The organism is Amycolatopsis albidoflavus (assembly GCF_039525725.1).
Classification (GTDB): Bacteria; Actinomycetota; Actinomycetes; order Mycobacteriales; family Pseudonocardiaceae; genus Amycolatopsis; species Amycolatopsis albidoflava.
In genome coordinates this window covers 380,379-399,682 of sequence record NZ_BAAAHV010000015.1, presented here as the reverse complement: position 1 = coordinate 399,682, position 19,304 = coordinate 380,379, and the positions used below count along the sequence as shown (strand labels likewise).

Annotated in this window: 1 protein-coding gene (only partly in view); it reads left to right on the top strand. The window is 70.4% G+C overall.

Annotation, left to right across the window (positions count from 1 at the left end; translation table 11 throughout):
• A protein-coding gene (locus ABD156_RS26120) for a WXG100-like domain-containing protein (RefSeq protein ID WP_344278969.1) crosses the window boundary here: on the top strand, positions 1 to 19,304 show its final stretch. Its footprint begins 70,924 nt before the window's first position; 19,304 of the gene's 90,228 nt are visible here — the last part of the coding sequence; its start codon lies beyond the left edge, outside the window; its stop codon occupies positions 19,302 to 19,304.

Here is a 19,304-nt window from a genome sequence, read left to right as displayed (position 1 = left end):
GCTGGGAAACCACGATCTGGGACCTCGGCGAGGTGGACACGCTCTGGGACCTCGGTGAGGGGGAATCGGACGACGACTCCGACTCCGACTCCGACAGTTCGGATGGCTCGGACAGCTTGGCTGGTTCCGGCAGCTCGGACGACGCCCGCAGCGTGTCCGGTCCCGCCAGCGGTCCCGGCTCCGGTCCGGGACACAGCGCCGGGCCGGCCAGTCCGAGACCGTCCAGCCCGGGCAGCAGCGACGCCGGGTCGCTGCCGCCGGAAGCCGAATTCGAGGGAATGCCGCAGGACGCGCTGGAACGCGGCGACGAGTATCTGCGCGACCACGACGGGGCCGGCATGGACGTCGCTCGGTCGGTGCTGGGCGAGCGTCCCGCGCCAGCGGCCGATCGGGGTCCGGTGCCGCGGGTGCAGGAGTCGTTGTGGGACCGGGTGACGGCTGCGGTGGCGGCGAATTACGAGGAAGCGGTGCGGGCCGCGGCGGCGAGGCTGGGCCTCCCGGATGCGCTGAGTCGGCTGGGAGGGCTGGGCAGCCCTGACGAGCAGGGCCGGCTGGGCGACCAGGCGCCGGTGGCGGAGTCCGCGGTGCTGCAGGACCTCGGGCTGGACCGCGCGGACACCGCCGCGGCATTGGCGCGGATCGAGGAGAGAGCGGGTGCCGGATATGTAGACGAGCTGCGCTACCTGGCGAACGAACTGCTGTTGAGTGAACTTGAAGGTGCGGTGGAGGCGCGGGTTCGCGCGCCCTCGTTGTGGGACACGGTGGTGTCCGGAGTAGTCGCGGCGATGACCGTCCTTCCGATCGAGGAGGAGGCACGCGCGCTGCGCCGCGCGTTCACCGCGGTTCGCGATGCGGATGGTCCGTTACAGGATCTCATGCGGGAGTTCTGGGCGGAGCGGCGCGCGATGTCGTCGCGGTCGACGAGCGAGCCGTCCGCCGAGTCCCAAAGTCCGGAGCAGATCGAGAGCCTCCGTCGTGCTGCGGTGGTCCTGCTGGGCGAGATGCCGGACACGGTCGCCGGGGTGGGACCGGATGCGGCAGTGCAGCGGCGCATGTACGCGGATCTGGTCACGCTCCTCGCCGCAGAGCTCTCCCGGCGTAATTGGCGCGACGCTTGGCACGCGGTCGAGCCACTGCGCGAGGCAGCGGAACGGGCGCGAACCTGGACGCGGAACGGGCCGGTGCCCGCGCCCGACGGCGAGGGATGGAACGTGCCCGAGTCAGTGGCCGTGTCGCGGTGGCAGAGCGTGGCACTCGACGCGATCACCCGGGACCGGCAGGACTACTTCGAGTGGTACCAGAGGCGATGGAGGCGCTACGTCAAGTCGGGTACCCAGGAACTCGCTGGCATGGCCGAGGAGAAACGCGATCGGGTTCTGGCGGAGGCGCAGGATCTGCTGTTGGCTGCGGAGCCGTTGCTCGCCAGCAGTGCCGTGCCGCCCGGATCCGCGTGGGACGAGGCGGGCGATCCGACGCCGGGTGCGGCGTGGCGGCTGGCGGACGGCACGCTGGTGCCGGTGCGGGTGCGGCGGCTGGATCCCTATCGGCAGCCGGAGTTGGTGTGGACCACGAACCGGCAGGCCGATTCGGAACTTGCCGGCTTTGCCCGGTTGCCCGATTCGCCGTGGGACGAGGCGGGCGACCCGGTGCCGGATGTGGCGTGGCGGCGCGAGGACGGCACTGTGGTGCCGGTGCTGCGGCGGGAGCTGGATCCCCATCGGCAGCCGGAGCTGGTGTGGGCAGTGGGAAAGCAGGGCGAAAGCCGGCTGCCGGTCGGGCTGTTCGGCGAAGACCGGGTGAAGCTGCTTTCGACCATGATGAAAGCGCTGGCGCCCGCCGTCGGCCAGCGAATGGACGCACGGAGATCCGAGGAGCGGATCACCGCCCAGATCAACTTCCGGATCGACCTTCTGCTGAACAGCATGCCAGGGCTGCCGGGCACCGGTTTCCGCGACCTCGACCTGACCGATCCGGTCAGGGTCGGTCAGTTCGAACTGCGATGGCAGGCGCAAACCGGCGTCTGGGCGGGCCAATCGGGACGGTATTCCATCGCCAAGCGACGCAGGCTGACGGACAAGGCGCTGGAGCTGCTCGGCACGACCAGCGCGCAGGTGAACGTCGCTCCGCCGCTGGAGGCCCGCGCTTGGGACGTGATGGCAAGGGCGCTGCTGCCGCTGGTGGCCCAGCGAGACCAGATCCGCTTCGACATGAGCGGGATGGAACGCTCGATCAACGACACTGTCAGGCGCCTCCTGACGGACGCGGTCCGGCTCATGGATCATCGGGCGGGCAGCGGCACGGCGGCGGAGTTCGATCGATATCTGACTCCTCAGCGCGATGGCCTTCCTGAATATTCGGCCGCGTATCACGCGCTGGCTCCGGGCTATCAGGAGTCCGCTGCCGAGATTTCGCCGAGCACGCTGGCGGATCGGGCGCGGGCAGCGACTCGATCGCTGGAACGAGACCCGGCGCGGGCGGCGCAGTGGCGGTCGCGGGCACGGCAGATGCTGGTGTGGTGGCCGCTGGAGTTCGTCAACGCCCGGAGAGCGCAGCGGGCGGCGGACTGGTACACGGCGCTGGTCGAGCTGGTCGCCGAGGCGGGACGGTCCTCGGGCGAGGCGGCGGCGGAGGAGGCGTTGGCGCGGTTGTCGCTGGACGCGCTGGACGCGGGCGTTCTCGCGCTGCACGAGCCGCGGGTGGTGGGCTGGTTCGCGAAGGCGCTGCGGCGGATGTCGGCCGAGGATGCTCTGTTCTGGCGACGTCGAGTGCTCGGGCGGGTGGTGCCGCCGGTGACGGCGTCGCGGGAGGAGTTGTGGCGGCTGGAGCCGGCGCATCAGGTGTATCTGGACGCGTTGGCGTTCATCGCCTCCCAAGACCGCTACCAGCAGGTCCATGCGCAGGTCGGGCAGTTCGTGCCGGTGTGGATCGCCGATCCGGAGGGCGTCGAGGCGCTGGTGCCGGCCGTGGAACGCGAGTCGCGCGACGCCGCTCAGCGCGACTTGGCGGCGCTGTTCGGGAACGCGATCGACAACGCGCCTGCCGAGGGTTCGGCGGCGGTCCCGGTTCATCCGGGGGGTTCCGGGGCGTGGTTGTGGCAGTTCGCGGTGGTGCGGGATTCGCTGGACCGGCACCCGCAGGAGGCGGCGGTGTGGCGGGCGCGGGCGGCGGAGCTGTTGACTGCGCGGCCGTTGGCAGAGGCCAATCCGGCGGCCGGACTGTCCGCGCAGCTGTACGCGGGGTTGGTGGACCGGATCGCGGAGGCTGGTCGCTTGTCAGGCGAAGCGGCTGCGGAGGAGATGCTGGCACGGCTGTGGGTCGATGTAGTGGCGGCTGGCGCGGATTGGTACCTGGAAGGCAATCCGGAGCCCCGCGTGGTCGGGTGGCTCGCTTCGGCGTTGCGGGCGCTGCCGGTAGCGGAGCAGGAGAGATGGCGGCACGAGGTCGTCGACTGGGTGCGGCCTCCGGAGGTGGCGTCGGCGGAAGAATTGGTGCGGTTGGCGCCGGCGCACCAGGCCTATCTGGATGCGCTCGCTTTCCTTGCCTCACAAGAAGGTTCGGGCGAGAGCTCGCTGGTGCGCCGGTTTGCTCCGGCGCGGATCGAGGACCCGGAAGAGGCGGCGGCGTCCGTGCCGGACGTTGCTCCCGAGTCGAGGGATGCCGCGCAGCAGGCACTTGATGCGCTTTTCGCGGAGGCTGTCGCGAGTCGCCAGGCGGGGAGCCCGGGCGACGCGGACCTGGTCGCGATGAACGACCTGCTGGTGGACGACATCCGGGTGAGCGACGTGGACTGGGTTCCGCTCGGTTCTGGCGGGGGATCGTTCGGGATGGCTTTCCCGCTCGACGGCGATGAAGAAAAAGTGATGCGGCGCTACGTTCCGGATCCGGGCGAGGACCGGTATTCCGTGGTGATGCACCGCGGCGAGGCGGGCTACCGGGTCAAGGCCAAGGGCCGTGTGGTGGTGCTGGACAACGCGGCGCTGGGGAAGCTGTTCGCCGGGCTGGGCGTGCTGGCGGCGCCGGGGGCGCAGGCGGGTGTGGTGCTGGTGACGTGCCCGCAGTGGGCACGGCCGGAGATCGGCGTTCTGGAATCGAAGGTGCGCGAGTTGGGCTACCGCGGACCGGTCGGGCTGCGCGGGGCAGGCCCCCGGGCGGAGCTGCTGCCGGACGGGCGGGTCCGGGATCTGGCCGAGGACGAGACCCCGACTCCTGGCGGTGTCGTGCTCGGCGACCGTGCGCGGGGCTCGAGAACGAGAAAGGCGAGGGGCAGCGTCCGGTCGGGTGACAACGGCGGGGAGGGTTCGTCGCGGACAGGAGCCGGGTCGAAGCGAGACGCCGGCGCGGTGGGGCGTTCCGCGGCAGGTGCGCACAAGCGGACGCGCAGCGGCGTGGTGGCCGGACCGGAGGGTGGCGGCGCCGGCACAGCTGAGCCTGCGAGTACCAGCCGCGGCGCGGCTGAGCCTGCGGCCGCCGAGGCGAGTGCGATCGAGTTTCGGCAGGTGTGGCGGGCCGACGCGAAGCCGGGCAAGGCGGGTCCGGACACAGTGGCGGGCGATGCCGTGTTGGCGGCGGCTATCGACGCGCTGGCCGTCCGGTTGATCGAAAGCGACCGGGACGGGTTGGCGTCTCCGCCGGTGCGCGCGGCGTTCCACGGCAAGGCGTCGAGTCTCACCGGCGGCATCCACGAGGCGTGGCAGGAGTTTTTCGCGGGAAGGATCGATGCGGCGCTGGCGGCGAAGGGTTCGGCGTTGACGGTGGCCGGGCTGGGGCTGGTGGTCGATCTGGTGCGCCGTGCGAGCGAGAATGTCCAGTCGACATGGGTGGAGCTGCTGGTGGACGACAACCCGGGGGAGCCGATCGACCGGTTGCGGGCCGCCTCGTCGGTGGTGATGGAGCTGGACCCGGAGTCCCGGGTCCAGCGGGTGTGGTCGTCGTCGTGGGCGCGGTTGGTGCGGGCGGTGGAGGGTGCCGGGTACGAGGCGCTGGCGGTACTGGCGGCGGGGGGCGATCCGCGGCTGGGGGAGGTGTCGGCGGTCGTTGCGCGCTCCAATGGGCTGAAGGCTGAGGGGAAAGCGCGGCTGGAGGGCCGGTTGCGGGCAAAGGTGCGGTGGGGGCTCGAGCGGGTGCTGGCGGCGGCGCAGGAGGGACGGGGGTTGCCGGGCGGGTTGTCTGCGGACCGGTTGCCGACCGTGGACGAGATGATGCCGTCCGTGCGGTTCTCGGTCAGGACCACGAAGAAGGCCCGCGCCGCCGATAAGGCCGTGCTCGACGAACGGGTGACGGTGGCGCTCTCCCGGAGCGATCCGCCCGCTGAGGCCGATCCGGATGCCGAGGCGAGGGCGCTGGAGGAATTCTTCGCCGGGATGGCTGGCATGAGCTTGCTGGACAGCTCGCCCGCGGCCCAGGGACCGCCCTCGGACCAGGGACCGTCTGCGGACCGGACCGGCGCGGGTTCCGGTTTGTGGGAAGGCGAGGTCAAGTACCAGGCGGTACGGGTTGCGGACACGGCCATCGCGGGCTTGCGGACGGCGGCGGGCCGGATCGCGGATCTAGTGGTCGACGCACGTAGGAAGGGACTGGAAGCGCCGGTGGTGCGCGCGGTGTTCCACGGCCCGGCGACCCAGCTGCATCACTCCATACCGGCCGATTGGCGGACAGTCCTGACCGAGCTGGTGGACCAGGCGCTGGCGGAGCGGTCGCCGGGACTGTCGGCTGCGGCGGCCGGGCTGGTGATCGAGTTGGCGAAGGCGGAGGGCAAGGACCATCCGGGTCCGGCACGGCTGGTGCTGGAAGCGGAGACGGGGCCGGCAAAACCGGTCGCGGGCCTCCGGGTGGCGTCGCCGGTGATGCTGGAGGTCTTGTCCTCGACGTCGATGGAGGTCCGGGGGCTGTCGCTGGGGCGAGTGTTCTGGCGGTCAGAGGGGGCGGGGGCGGAGATCCTGGAGGCGTTTGCGGCCGGCGATGCCGAGGAAGCTCGGATGCCCGCGCTGACGGTGACGGTGATCCGGAATTACGACTTGACCGACAAGAAGCGGGCGGCGCTGATCGCACTGGCAGGTGCGCAGGTGCGGATGGGCGCGGCGCGGGCGCTGGCGGCGGCGCGGGCGCGGGCCGAGAGGGATCCGTCGTGGCTCTCGGCGGACAGGTTGCCCTCGCTGGACGATTTCGTTCCCGAGATCGAGACGAAATTCGTGCACCACCGGTCGAAGGCCGAGATGCACGCGGAGTTCGCTGAGGTGCCTGGCTCGAGCGATGCCGCGCTGGCCGCGGACCGGGAGCGGGCGGTCGAGGCGTTCTTCGGCGCAGCGCGCGACGCCGGCCTGACGGATGCGGCTCTGGCGGAGGCGGGTGCAATTGCGGGCCGGAGTGACACGGAGCCGGCCAAGGCGGTTTTGAAGTCTTTCCCGTCCGAGGAGTCGGCAGCGGTGGCCAGGGACGCGGTAGCCATCGCCGCACACGCGGCGGCGATGGCCGAGCCGGCAGTGGCGTGGCAAGAGGTGTGGCGGGCAACGGCCCAGCCGATCAAGGCGGGGATGAAATCGGTGGCCGACAACGAGGAACTGGCGGCGGCGATCGATGCGGTGGCGGATGAGCTGATCGAGCGGGAGCAGCAGAAGCAGGAGCTGCCGCTGGTGAGCGTGGTGTGCTATGCCGCCAACCGAGTCCTGCTGAATGCGGACCTGCGGTGGCGGGGCTGGGTGGAGGGGATGATCGATGCGGCGTTGGTGCGGAAAGGACATCCGAGGCTGAGCGTGGCGGGCCTGGGGCTCTGGGTGGATTTGCGACGGGTGCCGCAGGACGACGGGCCGTCGCAAATGGCGCTGGAAGTCGGGGAGGCCCCACGGGAGTTGCTCGCGGCTCGGCGGACGACGCCGTCGGTGCCATTGGGACGGGCACCGGGGAAACAGCTCCGGACGTCGGCGTTTGCCTGGGTACGGTTGCTGCGGCGCGGAGAGGGCGCAGCGGTGGAGGGGCTGGCGGCGCTCTCGGAAAGCGGAGACGCGCGGATGTCGCCGGTCAAGGTGACGATCACCCGGGGCGAGCCGTTCCCGGCAGCACGTGAGGCGGAGGTGGAGGCGCATTTCCGTAACGAGGTGCTCAGGCAAATGCGGTGGAGCGCGGAGCGGGTGCTGTCGGCCGCGAGGGTGAAGGCGGCGCGCGGCGACCTCGGGCCGGACCGGTCCGCGAGCTGGCTGCCCTCGGTCGACGACATGGTGCCCGAGGTGCACATCCAGTTTGAGGTTGTCCCGGGCGTGGGGCGGACCGGAGTCCTGGCGGACATCCCGGTGCGGGCAGGAACGCCGGCGGGGGTGGTGGAGGGGTTCTTCGCCGGGTTGGCGCCGAAGGATTTGCTGGGCGGACGGCGGCCGGGTCTTCCGAAGGTGGTCCGGCGTGGCCTGCCGGGTACGAAGGCGGCGGGGTTGGATCCGGCGGCCGATCGGCTGGCGGGGGAGTTCGAAGTGCGTTATCGGGAAGACGGTGGCCCGTGGTTGAGCGAGGACACGGTGGCGAGAGTGCGGGCGTTCGCCGTGCGGTGGGCGGCGCGGATGAAGGAGTTCGCGTTGCAGGAGAAGGAATTTCCGCAGACGCGGTTGCATGTTGACCAGCGGGGCGGGACAGCCGCGGACGGGGCCCGGTTGTTCGCGGAGGTCGAGGGCATTCTTTTGGACGAGGCCGGGCGGCTGCTGGGGGCGATCCGGGCGGGACTGGGCCGTCCTGCGGTGAAGCTGGCGGATCTCGGGCTGGGGATCACGCGAGGCTGGCGGCAGAGCCGGAGGACGAGCGAGACCAATATCGATAACGACGTCGAGGCGGCGTCGTTCCGGATCGCGACCTTCGCGGCGTCCGGGCTGACACACGCGGAGCTGGCGGAGTTGCGGGAAACCCCGCTGTACACGGGGTACGGCGCCGGCATCCGGTCCGAGCTGACACCGTTCGAGCTGTTCCGGGTGCGGCGGATGGCGTCGGGGTTCGCACGCCGGCTCTACCGGGACGGCCAGATGGACCGTCTGGTGCTCGAGCAGAAGGCAGGTGCGGCGGCGAACTGGGCGACCTCGCGGCGCCGGATCGCGGTGCTGAGGGTGGTCGAGGAGGAGGTCCGGGAGGCGTATCGGGAGTTCGGGCGACGGGTGCCGTCGAGTGTGCGGGTGCCGGTGGCCACTGTCATGCGGGATCACGTGCGGTTCGCCACGACCGTCTTCGAGGGACCGGGGTCCGCACGTCTGCTGGTGGTGTCCCCGGACGTGCCCGGTAGCCCGGAGACGGCCCCGGACGCGCTTGGCTCTCCGGACGCGCCTGGCTCGCCGGAAGTGCCGGACGAGCAGCCGCTCGCCTTGGACGACGCGGAGTTCGAGGAGTTGCTGCGCGCTGGTCTGGCTGCCGGCGGCGGGGTGGCGGAAGAGGACCGCGATGTAGAGATGTCGGGGACAGACGCCCCAGCGCTGGCACCGTATTGGGAGGGCCAGGAGCTGGACTGGGATGTCGTGCACGGGGCAGGCGCGGATTCGTCGGCAGAGTTGTTCGGACCGGCCGAAGAGTTGTTCGGACCGGCCGAAGAGTTGTTCGGACCGGCCGACGGGCTCTCGTACGAGGAGTTCCTGGCTGACGAGCTCCCGGTCGACGAGTTTCTGGCTGGTGCGGAGGATCTCTACGAGGCTGACGGGTTCGAGTGGGATCAGTGGGATATGCCGGGTGATCCGTTGGCGGAGCCGGGCCGGCTGGGGGACGAGCCAGCGGACGAGCCTGGCGTGCAGGGGTTGGCGGAGCTGCTGGCGGGGCGGGAGTGGCGTGGTGCGCGGACGGTGGAGACGGAGGTGGACGGGGCGGGGGTGGTGCGGGTCGTGAAGGTGGACTTGACAGACGGTGCAGGGGTGGTGCGGGGGGCGTTCTTCCCGGCGTGGCAGGAGGTGGTGTCGGGCAGGGCACAGAAGGCGGCGGAGTGGTTCCGGCGGTTCGTGCCGGTCGGTGCTGATTTCACGGTGGCGTTGCATCCGTTTACCGATGTGTGGGGCTCGGCGACGGGTTATGCGGTGACGGATGTGTCGAGCGGGGCGCCGGTGTCGGTCGATGTACGGGAGCAAGGCGTGTTCGCGTTGAAGGACGCAGCGGACACGATGAGCCTGGCGGCGCAGGGGACGCGGCCGTTGGTGTTGCTGGCGATGTGCGGGGCGGTGCAGGGCGAGGAGCCGTTGCTGGCGCGCCTGCAGAGTTTCGCTGACGGCCCGGGCGGCGGCGAACGGGTGGCGGGGGTGAGCGGGTTGCTGAAGCTGGGGCCGCGGGGATGGCGGTCGCAGCCGCGCGGTCCGGTGCTGGAGACCCGCCCGGACGGCGGGCTGACCGGGTCCGCTGTGCGGTTGCCGGAGCCGCCGGACGACGGGACACCGTTCGAGGACGAGGACGGCGTCACACTCGGCGACGACCGGGTGGCCGGTGGCAGCGGCGAGGGTCCGTCGCGGCCGGGCGGCGGGGCGAAACGGGACGCGGGTGCAGTGGGAGACGCCGCTGGGGCCGGAGCGCACAAGCGGTCGCGCAGCGACGTGCCGGGCGATGGCACCGCGGACCCCCTGAATGCGAATGCCGGCGTGCTGCGGCAGGTATGGCGGGCCGAGGCGAAGCCGGGCAAAACGGGTCCGAAGGCGGTGGCGGGCGATGCGGCACTGTCGAGGGAGATCGACACGCTGGCGGCGAGGTTGATCGAATACGCCCAGGCGGGGCTGGCGCCGCCGCCGGTGCGCGCGGTGTTCCACGCCAAGGTCACGAGCCTGACCGAAGGCGTCCATGAAGCTTGGCGGACATTCTTCGAGGAGCGGATCGACCTGGCCTTGACGGCGAGGGGTTCGGGGTTGCGGGTGGCCGGGTTGGGGGTGGCGGTCGATCTGGCGCGGCGTGCGAGTGCAGACGTCGCGGTGTCGTGGGTGGAGTTGCTGGTGGGGGAGGGCCCGGGCGAGCGGATCGGCCGGTTGCGGGCCGCGTCGTCGGTGGTGCTGGAACTGGAGCCGAAGTCCACCAGCGGGCGGGTGTGGTCGTCGTCGTGGGGCCGGCTGATACGGCGGGTGGAGGGGGCCGGGTACGAGGCGTTGGCGGCGTTCGCAGCGGGCAACGATCCGCGGCTGCCGGATATATCCGCGGTCATCGTGCGGCGCAATGCCGCGACGGCCGAGGCGAAAGCGCAGCTGAAGGCCCGGGTGGAGGACCGCGTGCGGTGGGGCCTGGAGCGGGTGCGTGCGGCAGCGCGTGCGGGAAGGCCGTTGCCGGGCGGGTTGTCGGCGGACCGGTTGCCGACAGTGGAGCAGATGATGCCGGACGTGCAGGTCAAGGGCAAGATCGCGAAGAAGGCCAAGGCAGGTGACGCTGTCGACGAGGTACGGGTGATGGTGGCGGTTCCCCGGCGCGCCCCGGACGCTGGGACCGCTGGCTGGGAGCAGAAGCTGGAAGAACTCTTCGCCGGTCTGGAGAGCCTGCGCCTGCTGGATCCGCCGCCGCCTGCCGGGGGCGCAGTGGAGGCGGGCAGGCCGCCGGGACATTTGTGGGAGGGCGACGTCGAGTACGTGAAGGCGCGGGTCGCGGAGGCAGGCATGGCGGGGTTGCTGGCCGCCGTGGAAGACATTGTGACGATGGTGATCGACGCATGGGAAAAGGGGCGGGAAGCGCCGATAGTGCGTGCGCTGTTCCACGGCACGTCCCACCAGAAACAGCGCCTCGACTCGGGTCACTGGCGGACCGTGCTGACGGACCTTGTGGAGAAGGCGTTGACAGCGCGGTTGCCGGGGCTGACAGCCCGGGTCGCCGGGTTGGTGATCGATCTGATGAAGGCGGAGGGCAAGGCGGATCACGCGGGACTGGCGCTGGAGGCGGAGGCAGGCCCGGCGGAGCCGGTCGCGAGCCTGAGGGCGGCGGCGTCGGTGACGCTGGAGATGGTGCCGAAGACCATCATGCAGATCAAGGGGGTGTCGTCGGGGCGGGTGATGTGGCGGTCGCAGGGAGCGGGTGCTGAAGCGTTGGAGGCGTTCGCGGCCGGTCACGCTGAGCAAGCGCGGATGCCGGTGCTGACGGTCACGGTGCGTCGGCGCGATGCCTTGACCGGCGAGCAGCGAGAGAAGCTCGCCGGGGCGATACGGGATCAGGTGGGGCGGCAGGTGCGCTTGGGCGCGGCGCAGGTCCTGGCGGCGGCACGGATGCGGGCCGAGAAGAACCCGTCCTGGCTGCAGCCGGACCGGCTGCCCCTTCTCAAGGATTTCGTGCCCGAGGTCCAGGTGACATTTGTGACGCAGGGGAGGTCGGCGGCGCAGGCGGCAGCGTTCGAGGCGGTGCCTGGCCCGGCCGGCGGCAACCTGGCGAAGCGGGAACAGACGGTGGCGGCATTCTTCGCGGCGGCACGCGCGGCCGGGGTGACCGACGCGGTGCTGGCGCGGGCCACTGCGAAGCCTGCCAAACCAGCCGACACCGGTGCGGATGGTTGGCGGGAGGTGTGGCAGGCGACAGCTTCGCCGACCAAAGCAGGGGCGAAGTCGGTGGAGGGCAACGCGGAGCTGACGGCGGCGATCGGCGCGCTGGCGGAAGAACTGATCGACCGGTGTCTGGAGGGGCGGGAGCCGCCGCCGGTGAGCTTGGTGTGCCATGTGTCCTGGAGGTTCCGGCAGAGTGACGAGGCGTGGCAGGAAATGGTGGAGGAGATGCTCGATGCCGCTCTGGTGGCGAAGGGGCATCCGGAGCTGAGCGTGGCGGGCCTGGGGTTGTGGGTGGAGTTGCGGCGGAAACTGACCGGCGGCGGTGCGTCGCAGATGGGATTGGAAGTCGGCGAGGGGCGGCGGGGGCTGCTTGCGGATCTGCGGATGGCGCCGTCGGTGCCGTTGCTGTTGGTGCCTGGGAATCTGATCCGGGTGTCGGCGTTTTCCTGGGCGAGGTTGTTGCGGCAGGGGGAGGGTGCCGCGGTGGAGGCGCTGGCGGCGTTCGCTGCTGGCGGGAACGCGCGGATGGCACCGGTGACGGTGACGGTGACGCTCACCCGCAGCGAGCGGCGGACGGCGGCACGCGTGGCGGAGGTGGAGGCGGAGCTGCGCCGCGAGGTGATGGAGCAGCTGCGATGGAGCGCGGAGCGGGTGCTGGCGGGGGCGAAGGCCCGGGCAGAACGCGGGGATAGGTGGCACGGCCTGTCCCCGGACCGGCTGCCCTCGGTGGAGGACATGATGCCCGAGGTGAAGGTCCGGTCCGAGACCGCAACGAGCGGTACACGGGTCCGGATACGGGCGGACATCCCGGCGCGCGAACCGGCGGTCGCGGGTTCGGGGGGAACTGCGCGGGGGGTTGTGGAGGGTTTCTTCGCGGGGTTGGGGGCGAGGGATCTGGTGGGCGGGCGGCGTCCCGGCCTGCCAGCCGGGGTCAAGGCGGGCTTGCAAGGTGCGGGGCCGGTGGGCGCGGACCAGGTCGCGGGCGAGTTGCCGGGGGTGTTCGCCGCGGATTATCGCGAGGACCGTGATCCGTGGCTGGAGGGGGAGACGCTGGCGCAAGTGCGGGCGTACGCGGTCAGGTGGGCGGCGCGGATGAAGGAGTTCGCGGTGCAGGGCAAGGAGTTCCCGCAGACGCGGTTGCACATCCGGCAGAAGGGCGGGACGAAGGCGGACGGCGAGCGGTTGTTCGAGGCCGTGGAGGGGATCTTGTGGGAGGAGGCCGAGCGCGAACTGGGGGAGTTCCGGCGGGCGTTGCGCGGGCGGGCGGGGCTGGGCGGGCCGGAGGTGACGCTGGCGGACCTGGGATTGGGGTTCACCCGGTCCTGGGGCCTGGACAAGCGGACGAGCGAGTTCAATTTCGAGAATGGCATCGAGGCGGCCGCGTTCCGGATCGCGACGCTGGCGGCGTCGGGGTACACGATCGAGGAGCTGGCGGCGCTGCGGGAGATGCCGCTCTACACGGGGGTCGGGGCCGTCGGCCGGTCGGAGTTGACGCCGTTCGAGCTGTTCCGGGTGCAGCGGATGGCTGAGGGGTTCGCGGACCGGTTGTACCGGGACGGCCAGCACGACAGACTGCTGCTCGAGTCGAAGCGCGGGGCGATCGCGGAAGGGGCGGCCCAGCGGCGGTGGGCGGCGGTGCACAAGGTGGTCGAGGCTCAGGTACGGCGGGCGTTCGCAGAGTTCGGGAAACGAGTGCCCTCGAGCGAGCGGTTGCCGGTGGCTGTCGTGATGCGGGACTACGTGCGGTCCGCGGTCGTTGAGTTCGAGGGGCCGGGGTCGGCGCGGTTGCGGGTGGTGCCGGACGATGCGCCCGGTTCGCCGGAGGTGCTGGACGAGCAGCCGCTGGACCAGAGCGGCCCCGGGACGTCGGGCGGGGTCGAGGAGCCGGCAGAGGACGGCGACGCGGAGATGTCCGGGACGGACGCGCTGGCATCGTACGGGGAAGGCCAGGACCTGGACTGGGATGCGCTGAACGAAGGGCAACTGCTGGACTGGGATGCGCTGGGGGAGCTGCCCGTCCAGGGCGAGGCAGGGCTGGCGGAGGGGATGCCGTACCAGGATTTCCCGGCCGATGCGGACGACCTCTATCGAGCTGACGGGTTCGACTTCGCGGTCGCGGACGGGTTTGACTGGGATCAGTGGGCGGGGCCGGACGATCCGATGCTCGGGATGGAGGAGTTCGGCTGGTATCAGACTGGCCTCACTCCGCCTCGCGGAGAGGACGCTGCCGACGCGGAAGCGGTCGCCGATCCTCCCCGGTTCGCTGACCAGCTCCCGGAACGAGGCCGCCAGAAGGGTCCCGGCGGACCGCTCGGCCAGCCGGTCTCCGGAGCCGCTCCGCAGGCTCCGCCCGGCGGTGGCCTGACGATGACCGAGCTGCGCGATGCGGGCGGCGGGGACTACGGCATGGTGTTCTCGACCGGCGCGGAAACCGGAAAGAGCATGGCCCGCGGTGCCGCGCGGGCGACGAAGTACGGCAGGCGGGTGATCGCCGAGTATCCGCTGGACGGCAGCGATCCTCGTGCCGGCCGGGTCGATCGGCGGGTCGAGCGAGTCGCGGATTGGGCTCCGACGACGGAGGACGACCGGGCGGACCAGCTCCACCTGTTCCTGGAAATCGGGCAGAACGGGCTGTTCGGCGACTACCTGACGGCTGGCGAAATGGCGAAGACGGTGGTGGCGACCGCGATGCTGCGAAAAGCGATGCGGGCGGAGGCACGGCCGCCCCTGCTGGTCGCCCCTCACCGCATCGGCGCGAGCTCGGCGGCCGACACCGCGATGCGGGCTTTCGTGGCGGAGCTGAAGGCGCTGACCGGTCCGGGACAGCTCCGCTGGCACGCTGGGAAGTCGACAGTGTGGGAAGACTACGGCGTCCTGGGGATCGAGCCTGGCGGGACGATCACCGAGGTTCCGGTCGCTTTGGCGGAGGTCGAGTACGTGTCGTCCGGCCGGGTATTCGGCTTCGCGGGCCGGTACCTCGACAACAGCTCGCTGCTCCGGCTGGCCGATGCCGTCAACAGCGGACGCCTGTCCCTGCAGGGGCTGCCCGGGCTGCCGGACGGTTCGGACGCACTGGTTGTCATCCTGGACGGCGTGCCGTCCCACGCCGACCTGCGGTCGGCCGGCGGACCGGTCATCGAACAAGGCGGCCGCTCGATCGGGCGGATGCTGCTCGAGGATCCGCGATTCGTGGCGGCGATCAAGGCCGATCCGGACCGGGAACTGGTGGTTCTCAGCCCGGAGGGTGCGAAGCGGGTGAACATCGGCGGGCTGGGCTTCGACCTCGCGAGCGAGTTGCGCGGGGCGGGCCACTTCCTCCCGATGTTCGCGCCGACCGGAGGCTGGCGGACCGACGCGAGCGGCTTCGTTCTCGAGCCGGGATGCTCGTTCGTCTCGGTTTCCGGTCTGCGCGCCGGTGATCTGAAAATCTCGTCGCAGTACGGGGACAGCGACGAGATCATGGCGCTTCACGTGCGATCGCCCGGCGACGGCCGGCGCGTGGCGGAATTCGGGAGGTGGCTCGCGGCGGCGACTGCCGAGTCGCTCGAGACTTTCGTGCTCCCGGACGGGACTCGCGTCGATTCGCCGTTCAAGAACCAGCCCGCTCCCGGCATCCTCGTGCTGTGGCGGGGACTGGACGGTGCCTATCAAGCCCAGCAGCTCGACGACCGGGAAGTGCTCGGACCGCTGTCCGCGCTGGCCCCTGGATTGCGCAGCGACCCGGGGATCCGGGAGATGCAGGGCATCCTCCCGCACACGCCGTTGCTGGTGCTGACGCTGGGCGGCGAAACAGAAGGACTGGCGGAGTTCGCGAAGGAAATGCTCCCGGGCGGTTATTCACGGCCTTTCTACACCGTGCGCGAACTGTCCCTCGCGAAACCGGGAGTGCTCGGCGGGAAAGAATTCGTCCGCGTCGACCCGGCCGGCTACGGCTGGCGGAATGTCGTCACCCTTCCGGTGGTGGCCGCGGACGGCTCGGTCCGCGGCCAGATCCATCCGTCCAAGCCCTTCGATGCGGCTGCGGATTCCTTCGTCAATCAGCTGTTCGCCGCCGTCGAGCCACGTGACTACTACGTCGAATCCGACCCTGGCAGTACGGTCGCTCGCCAGAAGACCATCCCGGTGCCGTGGGGCTGCGGGGCTTATCAGGTCGACGGACATGGCGCCCCGGGAGTCTTTTATTTGACGTTGACCACCGACGACCCGTACCACACCGGCGACCTCGTCCAGGACAACGGTGAATTGCTGGCCGACGCGGTCTTTCTCGGCGAGGCATTCCGGCAGGCATCGCCCCGCGGCGAAATTCTGTTCTGCCAGTGCTTTGGGGGCGCGGCCGGACCGGACGGTCTCTCGGTCGCCCAGGTCTTCATAGCGACGGCGGCGAACAAGTACCAGCCGGTCACGGTCATCGCCGCGGACGAGCGAACCTATAACTACCCGTCCGGACGCAAAGGCGTGCACGAGCCAGGCGCATTTCGGGAGGTCGTGACCGGCGGCAAGACAATCGGAGGACCGTCCGGGCTCAGGCAAGGCCAGCCGGTCGCATCCTCCGCCGCTGCGGCCGGCCGCTCTTCGGCTAAGCGGCCGCGGGTGAAAAGCGGGTCCACGCTCGCGGATGCGGGCTCGCTGGTGTTGCCAGACGCTGCGGGCGGGTTCCGGGGCGCGTCGTTCGCCTTGCCAGCGGCGGAACTGGTCGCGTCGGATCCAGCTTCCGACAATGGGGTTCCCGGAGCGCAGGTGGCCAAACTGCCGGAGGGGTTCGCCGTGATCGTCCAGGGCCGCACGGCGGCGGTCTTGGACCAAGCGGCGTTCGCTCAGCTGCTCCATATGACGCTGCTCGGGGGATTCGCCGCGAGCCTGGTCCTCGTGACCAGTCACCTGTGGACATCCGTCGCGGACCGGCGGACCGCCGGGTTCGACGCGCTGCCGCCGGCACCGACGATCGAGGAACTGGAGGACGGACCGGCGAATCTGCCCGGTGACGGACCGGAATCCGCTCCGCCCGGTCCTGGACGCGGCGTCCCGGGCACCGGCGAGACGTCGGATCTGCTGGTGGACGGCATCCGGATCAGCGCGGTGGACCGGGTCCCGCTCGGCCGGCCCGATGGTTCGTTCGGGATGGCGTTCCCCCTGGACGACCGGGAGCGGTCGGTGATGGAGCAGTACGTTCCGGAGCCGGGCGACGACCGATATGCGGTGCTGCTGCACCGTGCGCGGCCAGGATACCGGGTGAAGGCGGACGGCCGCGTCGTGGCGCTGGACGAAGCGGCGTTCACCCGGTTGCTGGTCGGCATCGGTGTGCTTTCCGCTGCCGAAGGGCGGGCTGGGCTGGTGCTGGTGACCTGCCCGCAGTGGGCGTGGCCGGGGATCGGCGCACTGGAGTCGATGGTGCGGGAGGCAGGTTTCGGCTATCCGGTCCAGCTTTGGGGATCGGGGTCGCGGGTGGAGCTGCTGCCGGGCGGACGGGCCCGGAATATGGCGGAAGGCAACACCCCGGCACACGGCGGAGTCGTGCTGGGGCCGAAACCACGGGGGATCAAGAAGAACCGGGGCAAGGCGAAATCGGAGAGTCCGGGACGCGGCGCGACGCCGAAGCTGGGCGGCCTGGACGGTCTTTCGCTGCCGCTGCGAGGACCGAAGCCGACTGCAGGCCCGAGCGGGGAAATGGAGATCGACGAGATCCCGGACGACCGCGGGGAACCGATGGACGTCGATGCGGACCTCGCCGCCGGGGAACACGGGGCATCGTCTGGATCCGGCCGCGTGTCCGCCGGTCTGCAAGCAACCGCGATGCAGCTGCTGGAGGAGAAGCACAGCGCAGGGGAGAATTTGCCCACCTCGACCGATTTGATGACGGCGGTACCGGGGCTCTCCTCTTATGCGGCGAAGAAAATGATCACCGAATTCCGGAAACGGAATTCGATGTCCAGGCCCACTCTCGTGGCCGTCCCGGCAGCCTTGCGAGCAGCGGCCTGGCAGGTAATGAAAACTGAATGCGCCAGCGGCAACCGGTTGCCCGGCAAGGATCGCCTGTGCGGCATGCCCGGGTTGACCGGGCTCTCTCGCAGCATGGCGGGGATCTTGATCGACGAGTTCTTGGCAGCGAACGAGGACGCTCTTCCGCCAGCCAAGAACAAGACGGCGGTTGCGACCGATGAACAGCGGCAGACAGTGCGCCAGATGTTCGCGGAGGCCCTCTTCGCCGACAAACCGCTACCCGGCCGTCAGCGCGTGCAAGACAAGACGGGGCTTTCCGAGTACGCGGCTGTGCGATTGGTCAAGGAAATTCGGGAGGAGGTCGCTGCTCTTCCGCGAGGCATGGCCACGGAGGACCAGCGTGCGAAGGCGTGGGAAATGTTCGAGGAGGCGTACGCGGTCGGACGGCCGCTGCCCGGTTGGATCCGTTTGCAACCCGTGACAAATCTGTCTCGCCGCATCGCGGATCGCCTGATCGCGGAGTTCCTGGCCGCGAATCCGACCGCGATCGCGCCGAACAGGTCGCAGGGTGTGACACCTCAGCAGCGGGCGGCGGCCTGGCAGATGTTCACGGAGACCCCTGCCGGGAAGCCAGTGCCTGGCGAACGAGTCCTGAAAGCGGCGACCGGCCTTCCCCCTGTGCTGGCGAATGACTTGGTCGCGGAGTTTCTTGCGAAGAATCCGCTCGCCACGCCGCCGAGCGGGGAGTGGCGAGCGGTCGACGACAATCAGCGGGCGAAGGCACGGCAGATTTTCGTGGCCGCGTGCGCCGCCGGCGAAGCGCTGCCCAGCTGGAGCCGCCTGCAGGGGGAAGCCAACGTCTCGAGGAGCGTGGCGCAGCTGCTGCGGTGGGAGTTCGTCGTGGCGGCCGAGGTGGAGCAAGACGCCACGGTGCGGCGGCCCGCCCGGGAGGACAGGGAACTCGCCGAGCCGGCCGTCAAGCGCAGCGGTTCGCCGCGGATCGTCACGAGGCCGGTGCTGGACAAGCGGCTCGACGACGCGTTCGTCTTCCGCAGCATCGCGAATCCGCGCGGTGCGGTGGAGGAGCGATACGCCGGGGCCGACGGCCGGTTGCACCCCAACGTGATCGCCGGCGCCCGGCACATCCGGTGGTCGGAACTGCTGGTGGGCAAGAAGCTGCTGAAGCAGATCGCGAAGGACCCGCGGGACCACCGGCTGCCAGCGTCGATCTTGCCGCACTTGGACGAGTTCATCGCCGGTCTGCAGAAGTCCGTCGCTGCAGAGGTCCGGCGGCTGATCGCGCCGGTCGACCCCGGGCACGTGCCCTGGGTGGAGGCGCGGCCGCTGACCGCACAGCACGTCCCGGAGGACAGCGGCCGGATCGGGCAGAACAGTACGTTCCTGGTCACGCCGCCCTTCCCCGGCCAGGATGCCGCCAAGCTGCCCGCATTGCGCAACGGCCGGATCCTGAGTCTCTACTTCGGCGCTCCGCTCCGGACCCCGAAGGAAGTGCGCGAGTGGGAGAAAACGTACGCGCAATACCCCAATTACACGATCACAGCACCGCTGCGCGGCGGCGGCAAGATTCAGATCGCCGCGGAGGGAGGAGCGAACGCCGCTGGCCTCGCGGACACCGCCGTGCGCGTTAACAAGAAAGGGAAGGCCATCGGGAGCAAGCTGATCAACTCGATGTTCTTCCCGTTCGCGGTCCGACTGCCGTGTGCGGACGGGATCTGGCGTTGGGACACTGTCGTGGCCCTGGTCGCGTTCGACAACGCGTTCGACCCGGTCACGAACCCGCTCGGGCTGGTCATCCCCGACTACGGCGACGAATTCGATCTGACCTTTACTCCTCGGGTCGACGTCCAGCAGGAGGACGAGCACGGCGCCGAGTCGGAGCAGGGTTCGTCGGATCCGGTCTGA